The sequence below is a fragment of the Bacillus thuringiensis genome (assembly GCF_001455345.1).
GTDB classification, from domain to species: domain Bacteria; phylum Bacillota; class Bacilli; order Bacillales; family Bacillaceae_G; genus Bacillus_A; species Bacillus_A thuringiensis_N.
This window is the reverse complement of sequence record NZ_CP013274.1, coordinates 1,679,581-1,694,200: the sequence shown is the minus strand read 5'-3', so window position 1 is coordinate 1,694,200 and position 14,620 is coordinate 1,679,581. Positions and strand designations below refer to the sequence as shown.

Below are 14,620 nucleotides of genomic sequence, written 5' to 3'. Positions count from 1 at the left end.
TAATGTAAAACCATTTTCTCTTACTTAACATTTTACATGCTCCACGAGAAAATATAAAATGTTGATTTAACAAAAAAAGATGCTTATTTATAAGCATCTTCTTCACTCTATCTCCATCAACCTCTTCGCCTCAAAATACAACACTTGAATAAACTTCTTCGTATTAATTCGCGTATGACCAGAAGATGCGAGTTCATCTTTCGTCATTTCTGTCATCCGTTTTCTCACTACAGTGAAATCAAAAAATTTCGGAGCATAGCTTTCAAATTTCGGATTTGAAAAGTCTGTTAGTCCAAGAGAAGCTAAATGGTTCAATGATTGATAAATCGCTCTTCTTACACGTTGTTCAGATGCTTTTCTCTCCTTCTCTATATCTGCCTCTGAAGCTAGTTCCCCTAATTTTTTCAGTGTAATTTGGTGAAAAATATCTTTCAACGCAGGAAATCCAAATTCAAATGTTTGCGCCTTTTCTTGTCCATTTAAATATTCCAGCATACTAAGTAAATCTTTACTTCCGTTCTCTCCCGCAATACCGAGTTCTGATAGTAAGAAGCGTCCTGAATCTGATATCTTTTTCCCTTCTTGCACTGTTTCACTACGCATTTGCGGCTTTTCCCACTGAAACACATTATTTAATGATTTTTGAATGTCATATATAGAACGTTCCAAACGAATACGTTCTATCACTTTTCGTACAACAGATACTACTTCTATTTTGTTTAGTGGTTTTGTAATATAATATTCCACACCAAGTGTATATGCCTCACCAATGAGCTGTTTCGATTCAACTTGGGAAATCATAATAATTTTCCCAGTAAATGAAGATGCTATATGGCGAACTGTTTCAATGCCATCTCTCATTGGCATGAGTAAATCAATAAATAAAATATCCACTTTTTTATAATTCAGCTGTTCTGCTTCAACAAAAGCTCCATCTTCCGATTCTCCAATTACTTCCCCAAGATCGCCATCCTCAATAATTTGCGAAAGCATCGAACGGAAAACTTCATCATCATCTACGATATAATAAAACAAACCTATTCCCCTTCCCGCTTTAAGCTGCACTCCGGTAAACAAACGATAAACTTACACCCTTTTTCAGTTTCATTGTCTTCTAACCTTACTTCTCCGCCAAGCTCTGTTACCATTTCGTGTATGTAAGAAAGTCCAATGCCTGTTGACGGTGTTCCTGTTTGATCATACTTAGAAGTAAACCCGGGCTTAAATACTAATTTCTTATACTTTTGCGTTATACCAGGGCCATCGTCAATTACTTCAAAGATTACATGTTGATCTCGTTTATATAACTTAATACGAATGAGACCTCTATCTTCAATTGCTTCTACTGCATTCGCAACTAAGTTATTAAAGATTGATAGCACTGTATACACGTGATATGCAGCGTGCTCACCTTCTATATGTTTAGAAAAACGTATATCTTTCTCTAGCATTTCAGCATACTTTTCATTTATTCTTACAATCATTTCTGTAAGCTCATGTCCTTCTACATACTCAGCCACATTTTTATCTAATAAAAGTTTAGATAATCCTGCAAAAATCCTTTGATTATCCTTTTTTATTTCATGCACTTCTCCTGCTATTTTCAATGCTGTTTTACCATTCGAATTATCGCTTACTTGTAAATTCCGATATAATTGATACGCTTCTTGTGTAATTAATTCTGCATTTTGTAACGTTTTTTTCAAATGAACAGATTCTACATATAAATTGGACAAGTGCATGAACATTTTTTCATTTTCTTTTCGTACTTGTGATTCTTTTAATTTCGTTTCATATAAATTCATCATATTTAAAAAGCCAAGTGCAAAGAAACTACGGAAAATAGCAATAATAATAAGTTTATTTAATTCAGAAACTGTTATCGTTGTACCGAGCACGACTATATGATAAATCGCTAGTTCAGACATACTTGCGATAATTTCAATTGTAATCCCAAGGCATCCAATAACGATTGGATTCTGATGGAACTTATTCACCCTACAAAGTGAAAAAAGACTTCCATAAATAAAATAATAAAAAAACACAGGATAGCGCAAATAAAATGATTCTGTCATATGAAATGAACCTTGCATGACCCAGTCAAGACATACGCGGAATAAAACGACACATATACCGACAAGAATACCTGCAGCCGCTGCTGGTATTCTTCTTAAAAATAGTAATAAAAAGAAGAAAAGCGGTGTCCCAAAGCTAACGCGAAACGTATCATTAAAAGGATGAAAATTAAGCTCTCCAGCAATCGGAACAACAACCATTAATATAATTAAAAGAGATATATCTTTCTTCCATAATTGATTCCAATTCAAAGCTGCCACTTCCTATACTTTTTTCGGTAATAAAAGTGAAAGCCCGCTTATATTATAAACGGGCTTTATTTCTATATTGTAACCTTTTCTACCGCTTTTATTTGGCGATACTCAGGCTCCCAGATTGCTTCTTTCACTGCAATCTTGATATCGTTATCACTTAAGTTTTCTCTAGCAACGCCTTCTGCAACAGCAACTTTCGCTACTTCAATTGCTACCATTTCGGAGATATTACGTAACTCTTCAACTTCTGGCAAGATAGGTGCTCCTGGTTGACTTGTATCTACCATACTTGCAACTGCTTCAGCTGCTGCTGCAAACATTCCGTCCGTCATGATGCTTGCACGTACTACAATTGTTCCAAGTCCAAGCCCTGGGAAAATAAGTGCATTATTTGATTGTCCAATCACATACGTTACACCGTTATATGTAACTGGTTCAAATGGACTTCCTGTTGCAACTAACGCTCTTCCTTCTGTCCACTCGATTAAATCTGCTGGTTTTGCTTCAGCAAGTGGCGTCGGATTCGACATTGGTAAAATGATTGGTCTTTCTACGTGAGAAGCCATTTCTTTAATAATCTCTTCTTTAAATGCGCCTGCAACAGTTGATGTACCAATTAAAATTGTCGGTTTCACATGCTTCACAACTTCAGCAAGTCCGATTACATCATTTTGCTTCCACTCACTTACTTCCGCTTCTTTTCTTGCATACGGAATTTGGAAATCAAGAAGATCTTCCATGTTATCTGTAACTAATCCATTACGATCAATACACCAGAAACGCTTATATGATTCCTCTTCTGATACACCTACGCGAACCATTGCATCTCTTACTTGATCTGCGATACCGATTCCAGCTGTACCAGCGCCAAACACAACAACGCGGTGTTCACTCAGTGGCACACCAGAAGCTTTCACTGCCGATAATACTGCGGCAAGTGAAACTGCACCTGTACCTTGAATATCATCGTTAAACGTACACACGTCATGGCGATATTTATCTAAAATTTTTCGTGCGTTACGAGAACTGAAATCTTCCCAATGCAGAAGTGCTTTCGGGAATTGTTTATTTACTGCTTGAACAAATGTATCAATAAATTCATCGTAAGCTTCACCTGTTATACGAGGGTGACGATTTCCAATATAAAATGGATTGTCTAATAATTCTTCACGATTTGTACCTACATCTAAAATTACCGGTAATACGCGGCTAGGATCGATTCCAACTGCGGCTGTATAAACAGCTAATTTTCCGATTGCGATGTTAATACCACCAACGCCCCAGTCACCAATTCCTAATATACCTTCTCCATCTGTTACAACGACTAAATCAATATTTTCTGCTGTTGCACCGATATTGGCGAACGCTTCTTCAATACCTGACGGATCGTTAATTGATAAATACACACCACGTGGTTTACGATATTCATGACTATATCTTTGAATCGCTACACCAACAGTTGGTGTATATACGATTGGTAACATTTCGCGTAAATGATCTGTTAAAATACGATAAAATAATACTTCATTTCGATCATGTAACGCTGTTAAGTATACATTCTTTAATAAATCATCCGGCTGAGAACAAAATTGTTCGTATGCTCGGCGTGCTTGTTCTTCCAATGTTAAAACTGCTGGCGGTAATAACCCTTTTAAACCTAATTCTTCTCTTTCTTCTTGCGTGAAAGCGACCCCTTTATTTAAAAGTGGTGTTGATAATACTTCTACTCCTCTTAATGTCGTTTCTAATGAACCATTAGAAGCTACTGTAAACTTGCTCATAACATCCCTACCTCTATTCATATATAGCATTTCTATATTGTAAACAAAAAAGAGGGGCTTGTCCCCCCTCTTCTTTTAATTTTTCTTTAAAAGAGTTGCTCCTGCAATCCCTGGGTGTGTCATTTCGAATGGATCTAGAATTAATTCTAAGTCTTCTTGTGACAGTACACCATTTTTCACACAAAGTTCTCGAACGGATTGCCCAGTCGCGATTGCTTCTTTCGCAACGCGAGCTGCTGCTTCATAACCGATATGAGGGTTCACGGCTGTAATAATTCCTACACTCTTCTCAACATACTCTTTTAAGCGATCTTCATTCGCTTCAATTCCTTTTAAGCAGTTATCTGTAAAGGCACGGAAACCGTTATTCATAATGCTAATTGATTGAAGTAAGTTGAAAACTAGTACTGGTTCCATAACGTTTAATTCTAATTGACCTGCTTCTGAAGCAAGACAAATTGTATGGTCGTTACCAATTACTTGGAACGCAATTTGATTAATTACCTCTGGCATAACAGGGTTTACTTTCCCTGGCATAATAGATGAACCTGGTTGACGAGCTGGTAACATAATTTCTGCTAAACCAACACGTGGACCTGATGCCATTAAGCGAAGATCATTCGCAATTTTAGACATATTCATCATACATACTTTAAGTGCTGCAGATACTTCTGTGTATGCATCCGTATTTTGCGTCGCATCTACTAAGTCTTCTGCGCCAACAAGTGGTAGTTCACTAATTGCAGCTAAATGTTTTACAACCGCTTCAATATATTCTGGATCTGCATTTAAGCCTGTACCAACTGCAGTTGCTCCCATATTTACTTCATATAAATGTTGACGTGATTGCTTAATACGTTTCATATCACGTTCAAGTACGCGAGAATACGCTTTAAATTCTTGTCCAAGGCGAATTGGCACAGCGTCTTGTAAATGTGTACGACCCATTTTAATAACATGGTCGAACTGTTCTGCTTTTAATTCAAATACATCATGCATATAACCCATCGTTTGTAATAAGCCTTCTAATGCATTTAATGTTGCGATATGAATCGCCGTTGGGAATGCATCGTTTGTTGATTGCGCCATATTTACATGACTATTTGGACTAATATAGTGATAGTCTCCCTTTTCCATTCCTAATAATTCAAGAGCACGATTGGCAATGACTTCATTTGCATTCATGTTCATTGAAGTACCTGCTCCGCCTTGAATTGGATCTACGATGAAATGATCGTGCCATTTTCCATCAAGAATTTCTTGAGCAGCTTCTGCGATCACGCCACCCTTGTTCAATTCCAATCTTCCTACATCTGTATTAGCAAGTGCTGCTGCTTTTTTTACAATTGCGAATGCTCTAATTAAACCTTCATGGATTTTGTATCCTGTAATTGGGAAGTTTTCAACTGCACGCATTGTTTGTACGCCGTAGTATGCATAGTTTGGTACTTCTTTTTCACCTAAAAAATCTTTTTCAATTCGAACACCATTTTTAACTTCAGTTAATGTTGCCATGATTATTCACTCCTTAACGATTTCTTATGCTGCTTTTGTTTCTTTGACTGTTTCTACATATTGTTTTGCTTTCTCATTATCGAATTCGCCTTCCCACTTCGACATAACAATGGCCGCTAATGCATTTCCTAATACATTGACAGATGAGCGAATCATATCTAAAATGCGGTCAATTCCCGCAATTAACGCGATACCTTCTAGTGGTAACCCCATTGAACCTAACGTTGCTAATACAACAACGAACGATGCACCTGGAACTCCCGCCATACCCTTGGATGTTAACATGAGAACGAATAATAACGTTATTTGCTCTGTCAGTGACATGTGCACACCGTACATTTGTGCAACAAACAATGCCGCTAACGCTTGATAAATAGCCGATCCAGTCAAGTTAAATGTATAACCTGTCGGAATAACGAAAGAGGCAACTGCCTTTGGACAACCGAACTCTTCCATTTTTCTCATTATATTAGGTAAAACAGCTTCTGAACTTGCTGTCGTAAATGAAAGAATAAGTTCTTCTTTTAAAATTTTTATTAACGTAAAAATGTTTACGCCAACCATTCGTGCATTAATACCTAATACAATCACAACGAATAGTATAACAGTTACGTATACAGCTAGCACTAGTTTTCCTAAAGGAAGTAGTGTTGCTACACCAAATTTTGCAACCGTAACAGCAATTAATGCGAATACACCAAATGGCGCAAACTTCATAACTTGATTTGTAACCCAAAACATTGCTTCGAGTACACCTTCAAAAAAGTTAAAGACAGGCTTTCCTTTGTCTCCAATTGCCGCAACTCCTAAACCAAATAACACGGAGAAGAATATAATCGGTAATAAGTCACCTTGTGAGATAGATTCAAATACGTTTTTCGGTACGATATGAACAATTGTCTCAGCAAAACCTTTCTTCTCTGTTGCATCTGCTGTTTGTTTATAAGAAGAAATATCGCTTTGCTGTAAGTTACTCATATCAACGCCAGTACCTGGTTGGAATATATTTGCCGCAAGTAATCCCATTAAAATAGCAATTGTCGTAATAATTTCGAAATAAAGAATTGTCTTCCCGCCTAGTTTACCAAGCTTCTTCATATCTCCTACACCAGCTACCGCAACAATTAACGCTGAAATAACAATTGGTACTACAATCATTTTAATTAAGTGAATAAATATATCCCCAATTGGTGTGATATAAGAAATCGCCGTTTTATTGCCATAAAAGACTGCCCCTACTACAATCCCTAAAACAAGCGCGACAAAAATTTGTGTTGCCAATCCGAATTTTTTCATTTATGTTCATCCCCTTCATGCGAACGCTTTCAATTTGAATTTATAAAAGCTACTCACACATCTTATAAGCGAACCTACAAAATCATACAAAAACCTACAAGTTCGTCACAAAAAATTCAAATATTTTTCTTCTTTTTTTCATTGACACCATTTTGTTAAAAAACGATAAAATAAACTTGATAAGTAATCAGATTGTTTCGTATAATCAAAAAGAGATATACTTACAACAAATTGAAATGAAAAGGAGTCGGTAGTATGAAAAATTATGTACAAAAATCCGTCTTATCTTCTTCTTTTCTTTCTCATTTTCTTAAAAAGGAACAAAGGCATTCGCCTTTGTTCCTTTTTAATTGCGATCTATATAGGGGGAATTGTTATGAGGTCATATAAACGTGTCTTAATTAAATTAAGCGGCGGGGCACTTGCCGATCAAACTGGAAATAGCTTTAACTCCAAACGATTAGAACATATCGCAAATGAAATTTTATCCATCGTTGATTTAGGTATCGAAGTATCCATCGTCATCGGTGGCGGTAACATTTTTAGAGGTCATCTAGCTGAAGAATGGGGAATTGATCGCGTAGAAGCTGATAATATCGGTACACTAGGTACAATCATTAACAGCTTAATGCTTCGCGGCGTTTTAACAAGTAAAACAAATAGAGAAGTGCGCGTTATGACTTCCATTCCATTTAATGCAGTAGCTGAACCATACATTCGCTTGCGTGCAGTCCACCATTTAGATAACGGTTATATCGTTATCTTTGGAGGCGGAAATGGGCAACCGTTCGTGACGACAGATTATCCGAGTGTTCAAAGAGCCATTGAAATGAATAGTGACGCAATATTAGTTGCAAAACAAGGAGTAGATGGTGTCTTTACAAGTGATCCAAAACATAATAAATCAGCAAAAATGTACAGCAAACTAAACTATAATGATGTTGTTAGACAAAATATACAAGTCATGGATCAAGCAGCTTTACTACTTGCCCGTGATTATAATTTACCAGCACACGTCTTTAATTTTGATGAGCCTGGAGTGATGAAAAGAATTTGCTTAGGTGAACATGTGGGAACGTTGATTAATGATGATGCTTCATTGCTTGTGCATGAAAAATAGTTATTTCTCATTAAAAAAGGGTGTCTATAAAAGACACCCTTTTCATTAACCTTTATAAATAAAAATCAGCCAATCCCCCCAACTTCTCCTTACAACGCTCCCAAAACGATAACTTCTCAAAAAATTCTTTCGTCATTTCTTTTGAATCACGGAAATCTTGCGCTAGTGCCTCGTTCACTTCTGATACGATAGTTCCACCATGAATATACAAATTCATCTCATCATTTATATAGAAACTACGGGCCGTAAAGTTTGTAGTACCGATAACTGTTAATTCATTATCAATTAACATTAACTTCCCATGAAACATTCCTTTTTTATAACCATATACTTTAATTCCATTATTAACAGCTTGACGAATATAAGGATACGCTGCCTCTTTAATAAGAGGAATATCTGGTTTATATGACCACAGTATTTTTACAGTAACTCCACGTTTTTGCGCCGTGATTAAAGCGTTCATTAACTCTTTATTTTTCGCTATAAAATACGGCGTCGTAATGACAACCGAATGCCTCGCTTCATTTATTAACTTCACATATTTTTCAGCGACGTAATGTCCATTGTAACTGGCCATCGTATGTAACGTGTTCCCTTTACTAGCTTTATTCGTACTTCTCTTTATATTTTCTTTCGTATCTCGTTTCCAATCTAAAGCGAACTGCTCTTCTAAATCTTTTGCTCCTTCTCCTTTAAGCCGCACATGATAGTCACGCCAATATCCAAATCGCTTATCTTTTCCTAAGTACTCATCTCCTATATTAAAACCACCTGTATATCCAATCTCTCCATCAATTGTCGTAATACGGCGATGATTACGATGGTGAAGTGAATAAAATCCGAATGGCAATTCAGGTTTTCTACTATATGTAAAATGTACACCACTTTCCCGCAATTCATTTATCATCTTTCTTTCAAATGATAAATCATTAATGCGATCAACTGATAAATAGACGTTTACTCCTTCTTTTGCCTTCTCTTTTAATAAATTTAAAAAAGTATGGCTACTTTTATCATCCGACAAAATAAAAAAATACGTGTAAATAGATTGCTTTGCTTCTCTTATGTCAGTAAATAACTGTTTATAAAACGACTTCCCTTTTACATATAATTGAAAATCACTATAATGAGGGGTATACTCCGTCGGCATGTTTTTCCCAGCTTCCATTTTCCTGCCGAGAGTAACATCGATATGCATCCAAATTAAAATAAAAACGAAAATAGCAATAATAATAGAAGTAACTCGAAATATTTTTTTAATCATTTTGATTTCCTTCCGATCGTTTTCTTTTCACCTTTCTATTTTGTCATTCAAATTTAGATTTCATGCTTCATACAAAAAAGGATGTGACTTAACGTCACACCCTTTTTTATATTAAACAAAGTTCCTCGCATCATTATTTCTTCCAAATTTATAAATTGCAATTAAGAAGAATGCAATTGCAAAGGCAAATAAAATTAATATGTTTAAATACAATTCTGAGAACGGTATTCCTTGTTGTAGTTTTGCTATCGTATCTAATAACCAACGCTGCGGAAGAAAATCAGCTACTTTTTGTACCGCCTTTGGCATAATGTCGTACGGGAAATAACATCCAGCAAGCAAACATGTTGGTACTATCACTAAATTTTGCATTGCATTTGAAGCCGCTGAACTTTTTGAGAACGACACAATAACTAATGATAAACCAATTGCAATTAAGGCAAAGATCATTAGCACACCAATCATTACTATGAAAGGCATATTAATATTTGTGTGAAAAACATTCGTCATACATAATACTGCAATGACAATTTGCAATGTTAATATCATCATATTTACCGCGACGTTGGACAATATAAATTTCTTTCCGTCAATTGGTGTTGATAATAATCTAAAGTACGTTCTATTCTCTTTTTCTTTTAAAATAAATCCTGATAAGTTCACTGCTGAAAACAGCATAAACATAATAAGATAACCCATCGTTTGATTTGTCATATCTTTATTTTTCGAAGTATCTTCTAGCGTCTCCGTTTTCATTTTAAATGAACTTTTTTGATACCCTGCGTACATCGTATCAAATGCACTTTGATCTGTTCCTGCTACTTTACTAATCGCTGCTACATTATCAACATAGTTGTATAAATATGATTTTATAAATCCTGTTACTTGATCACCTTTAATCGATGCAATTTCAATATGATCTGGTTTCCCTTCTCGAACACTTTTTGAAAAACCAGAAGCTAATGTAATAACTCCATCAAGTTTTTTAGAAGTGAGTTTATCCTCTACTTCAGACTCCTTAACCTTACTCACATTCACATGATTTAATCCTTCTAAAAACTTTATCGTATCGTTTGCTATCGGCTCATTTTCTTTATTTACAATCCCAATATTTAACGTTCCTTGCCCTGCATTTCCGTATATCGAAAAAGAGATGAGCGTCCCGATTATTGGCAAACTAATAATAATAATTAACCCTTTTTTATTTTTCAAAAGTACAGATAACGTTTTTTGTATGAGCCATAAAATATCTTTCATACTATAGCCCCTCCCGTCTACGTAATGCAATAATTGCAATTAATAAAAAGAGTGCTGATATTCCAATGTTTAAAGAAATGACTGGTAGTGCTGCCCCTACATCATTCGCATAAATAATTTTCATAACAGCTGTGTTTGCCCACGTTAATGGTGATAAATTCGTAACGAAATTTTCTTCTATTACGAAATATGCACCGCCAAAAATAGAAGCTAATTGCACTACCACCATAATAATTGCTCTAGACGCTTCAGGTGTTTTTGTCATATATCCAATCCCTAAACCGAAGCTAATTGCTAGAAAGACTTCTGTTAATAAAATAAGAAATATGACTCCAAGGTGTTCGCCCCAATTCGCTTGAAAGACAAATTTACTAAATAACATGACGAGTAATATGCACAGGGCGTTTGCTACAAGACTACCAAGCACTTTCCCAATGAAAATTTCAGCCTTACTTATAGGTGCAGCAATAAGACGATCTCCTGTTTTACGTATTCGTTCGCCTCGAATTAGAAAACTTGCTCCCATCGCAGCGTACAGTGCAATCATCGTCGTCATTACAACCGCATAGTAATCCATAGAACCCGGTTTATTCGCAGCTTGTAAAGATGTTTCTTTTATATAATCATTATGATTTCCATTTGAAATAACTGCGCTCACCTTACTAGGATCAACTTTTGCAACTTCGGCTGCTACATTGTACTTATCAACAAATGTTGTTAGCATGCCTTCCACAATACTTCCCTCAATACTACTTTTGTCACTTCCGTAAAATTTCGCACCATCTTTCTTTAGTTCTACATAAGCAGCATATTTATTTTGCTTCACCGCTTCCTTCCCATCTATACTGCCGGAAGCTTTTTTAAAATGAATACCCGATTTATCAACTTCTTTCGCAAATGCTTCAAATGCTTGAGAAAACGTGCTACTTGCTTCATCCTTATATAGCACTTGTATATCTTTAATCGAATGACTATCACTATTAAATGCGTTTGTTAATGCTGTTCCTAATACAAGCATAAGCACAATCGGAAATGCTAACATAAAAACTAAAGTTCTTACGTCTCTAAAATCTCTTTTAATATGCATAATTGCAATATTGAAGATGTTCAATTGATGAACCTCCCTTTACCTTTTCTTCATTTACCGTTTATTTATCTCGTAAGTTTCTACCGGTCAACGTAAGGAATACTGTTTCTAAGTTTGGAGCCTGCTCCTCTAACGAACGGATTTCAATGTCATGATTGATGAAGTGCTGAATAATTTTATTTAAATTATTTAATCCTGCATCCGAGTTTACTTTAATTACATTCTCTTCAATTTGAACAGCTTTCACTCCATTTATCTCTTTTAACTGTTCTATATCTAAATTTTCTACTGACTTCACTTCAATCCAAATATCTTTCGTATCGGTAATAATTGCTTTTAACTGCTCTTTCGTTCCTTCTGCAATCACTTTACCGTGATCTACTATCGCTATTTTCGTACAAATCTCTTCTACCTCTTCCATGTAGTGACTCGTATAAATAATCGTGCTTCCCATTTCATTTAATTTACGTACTGACTGCAAAATGTAGTTTCTTGACTGTGGATCAATTCCAACTGTCGGCTCATCCATAATAATTAACTTCGGTCTATGAGCAATCGCACAAGCAATATTCAGTCTTCGTTTCATCCCGCCTGAAAAGTTTTTCGGATAACTTTTATGTTTATCGCTAAGCCCCACAAATTGAAGTGCTTCCTCTACTCTCGCTTTTAGTTCAGCCCCTCTTAATCCGTACAACCCAGCAAAGAATTTCACATTTTCATAGGCAGTTAACTCTTCATAAATTGCAATATCTTGCGGAACGATACCGATATTCATCTTTGCGAATCGATTATGTTTCTTTATATTTTTTCCTAGTATGCTAATCTCACCTTCGTTACTTCTTAACAACCCGGCAATCATATTTATCGTTGTACTTTTACCAGCACCATTTGATCCTAGGAAGCCAAATATTTCTCCTTCTTTAATAGATAAAGACATATTATCTACCGCGATGAAATCACCAAATTTTTTCGTTAAATTTTTAATTTCTAATGTATTCATCATTTCACCCCTATTTCGATTTCTCTGCTTTTAGTATAAACAAAAAAAATGAACCTGCTCAGTGCAGAAGTTCATTCTTTTCACATGAGATTATTCACTTTTTTCATATGAGATGATTCATCCTCATATCGGCAGCAACATTGTTACTGAAAAACCACTTGTTCCATCTACAATAATTTTTCCGTTTACTGACGCTGTTCGCTCCTCCATCCCCATAATCCCAAGACCTTTCTTAACGAGAACCGCACCTTTTCCGTTATCCTTCACTTGTACTTTCACCATCTTGTTAAGCACATGAATATCAATTGAAATAACTGTCGCATCAGCATACTTCATCGCGTTCGTTAATGCCTCCATAACATTTTCACCAATAATTTTCCACTGTATAGGAGAAATCATATCTAAGTTCCCTTTATAAACGAAAGGAATATTCACATCATGCTTACCAGCAAATTCCTCTATGAATAATTTCATACGATGAATACCAATTTGCTCAGTTGGTGGTTTCATATTTTTTAGTGTAACCCGAATGCTTTCAATTCCATCTTTTGAAATATGAATTGCATTTTGTAATAACTCCGCAGATTTTTCTTTATCTATCCCCATTAGTCTCTTCGCTGCTTCCATTTGAATGAGTGCACCTGTCATCGAGTGGCCAATTTTATCATGAATTTCTTGAGAAAGTCGATTTCTCTCTTCTAACTTAAATGTGTATTCTGATTGCCTTATGTACTCTTTATTTTCATGTAAGCTTTTCGTCAATCGCTGCATATCTTTTCGCATCTTATCATTTTGTGATTCAAGCTTTAATACGCGCGATATATACCGTTCTGCCATAATTAATACGAGGAAAGAAAATGCAACAATTAATCCGTATGTCATTCGAATGCTCTCATTTGTAAAAATAATAGGAATCATCATAATGATAAATAGCTGCCATTTCTTCTCTATATAACGGAATATAATTTCATATAAGTTCAATGGCAAAAACAAAATAAAAAACGGATGAATCTTCCATGTAAATAACATAACTAGACCAATTGATACGCAAGTTAATATGTTTTTGTACGTAGCTTTTTTAAATATAGAAATCAGCACGTTTACAGAAAGATATAAAAGCAAAGTAAGTATAATCCATGGTAAGTTCTCTACATTTAAATAAATGTAACTAAACACAATATATATAAAGACAATTAATTTACTTACAATTAACCAAAATTCCATATCTTTAATCTACTTTCCCTGTCAAATAATAAATCGCGATTTGTGTACGATGTTCAAGTCCAGTTTTCCCTAGAACTGATGTAATATAATTTGCAATTGTTCCTTCTGATATGAAAAGTTGCTTCGAGATTTCTTTATTCGAAAAGCCCTTTGCAATTAATGCGATAATACTCAGCTCTCTTTCAGTAAAAAGACTTGTATCTATTTTACATTCTTCCTCCTTACTTTCCATTAAATTAGACTTAATTTTATCTAGAACTACATCTTGCATAACTGTTTGACCGTTATATACTCCTTTAATCGCATCACGAATACGCTCTGGATCATTATTTTTTAATAAATAACCTTTCGCTCCGTTTTTTACTGCATCCAAAATATATTCATCATCATCAAACGTCGTTAAAATAAGCGGCTTCGTTTTCGTCTCTTCACAAATGAACTTCGTCGCCTCTACTCCGTTCAGATTTGGCATGCGAACATCTAATAGAGCGATATCAACGTCATTCTTTTTACAATATTCCACTGCTTCTTTCCCGTCATTTACTGTATCTACTACTTCGAACTCTTCATATGTATTTAAAATAATTTTCATGCCTTCTCTAATGAAAGAATTATCATCTGCTATTAATATTTTAATTTTCATGTTTGTTAGTATGGACCTTCTCCTACTAACATTCACATCCTTTCTTCCCGTAACATTTCCCACTTGCTCATTATATACTTCTCTTTACCATTTTTTCACACCT

General features: G+C 35.3%; 12 protein-coding genes. 1 reads left to right on the top strand and 11 read right to left on the bottom strand.

The features are described from left to right. Positions 1-102: 102 nt before the first annotated feature. From ATN06_RS09060 to ATN06_RS09040, 5 genes are all read right to left on the bottom strand, one after another. Positions 103-1,035, bottom strand: coding sequence for a response regulator (locus ATN06_RS09060; protein ID WP_060630349.1), 933 nt, complete (start codon positions 1,033-1,035; stop codon positions 103-105). A gap of 2 nt (positions 1,036-1,037) precedes the next feature. Beyond that, entirely contained in the window at positions 1,038-2,336 is a 1,299-nt protein-coding gene (locus ATN06_RS09055) for a sensor histidine kinase (RefSeq protein ID WP_088115978.1), read from the bottom strand. A gap of 62 nt (positions 2,337-2,398) precedes the next feature. Further along, positions 2,399-4,111 (bottom strand): oxaloacetate-decarboxylating malate dehydrogenase, encoded by a 1,713-nt coding sequence (gene malS, locus ATN06_RS09050; protein WP_060633113.1) that lies wholly within the window; start codon positions 4,109-4,111, stop codon positions 2,399-2,401. A gap of 75 nt (positions 4,112-4,186) precedes the next feature. Further along, positions 4,187-5,626 (bottom strand): aspartate ammonia-lyase, encoded by a 1,440-nt coding sequence (gene aspA, locus ATN06_RS09045; RefSeq protein ID WP_060630347.1) that lies wholly within the window; start codon positions 5,624-5,626, stop codon positions 4,187-4,189. A gap of 24 nt (positions 5,627-5,650) precedes the next feature. Further along, entirely contained in the window at positions 5,651-6,922 is a 1,272-nt protein-coding gene (locus tag ATN06_RS09040) for a cation:dicarboxylate symporter family transporter (protein WP_060630346.1), read from the bottom strand. A gap of 376 nt (positions 6,923-7,298) precedes the next feature. Here ATN06_RS09040 and pyrH point away from each other — a divergent pair, with 376 nt between their 5' ends. Beyond that, the gene (pyrH, locus tag ATN06_RS09035; RefSeq protein ID WP_060630345.1) at positions 7,299-8,042 is read left to right on the top strand and encodes a UMP kinase; all 744 of its coding nucleotides are present in this window, start codon (positions 7,299-7,301) and stop codon (positions 8,040-8,042) included. Positions 8,043-8,094: 52 nt separating this feature from the next. On the opposite strand, the gene cls is transcribed toward pyrH, so the two are convergent. The 6 genes from cls to ATN06_RS09005 all read right to left on the bottom strand — a co-directional run bounded on the left by cls (position 8,095) and on the right by ATN06_RS09005 (position 14,517). Next, positions 8,095-9,306 carry a cardiolipin synthase gene (gene cls / locus ATN06_RS09030; RefSeq protein WP_060630344.1) on the bottom strand — a complete coding sequence of 404 codons (1,212 nt, stop codon included), beginning with the start codon at positions 9,304-9,306 and terminating at the stop codon, positions 8,095-8,097. Between the two features lie 111 nt (positions 9,307-9,417). Continuing rightward, positions 9,418-10,563, bottom strand: a complete 1,146-nt coding sequence (locus ATN06_RS09025) for an ABC transporter permease (RefSeq protein WP_060630343.1) — start codon at positions 10,561-10,563, stop codon at positions 9,418-9,420. A 1-nt stretch (position 10,564) separates the two neighbouring features. Beyond that, on the bottom strand, positions 10,565-11,674 hold the full coding sequence (locus ATN06_RS09020; protein ID WP_060630342.1) for an ABC transporter permease: 1,110 nt from the start codon (positions 11,672-11,674) through the stop codon (positions 10,565-10,567). 37 nt (positions 11,675-11,711) lie between these two features. After that, positions 11,712-12,650: an ABC transporter ATP-binding protein gene (locus ATN06_RS09015; RefSeq protein WP_029440820.1), complete on the bottom strand. Its 939-nt coding sequence runs from the start codon at positions 12,648-12,650 to the stop codon at positions 11,712-11,714. A 123-nt stretch (positions 12,651-12,773) separates the two neighbouring features. Further along, positions 12,774-13,874, bottom strand: a complete 1,101-nt coding sequence (locus tag ATN06_RS09010; protein ID WP_029440819.1) for a sensor histidine kinase — start codon at positions 13,872-13,874, stop codon at positions 12,774-12,776. A gap of 4 nt (positions 13,875-13,878) precedes the next feature. Further along, the gene (locus tag ATN06_RS09005; RefSeq protein ID WP_060630341.1) at positions 13,879-14,517 is read right to left on the bottom strand and encodes a response regulator transcription factor; all 639 of its coding nucleotides are present in this window, start codon (positions 14,515-14,517) and stop codon (positions 13,879-13,881) included. Positions 14,518-14,620: the final 103 nt, after the last annotated feature.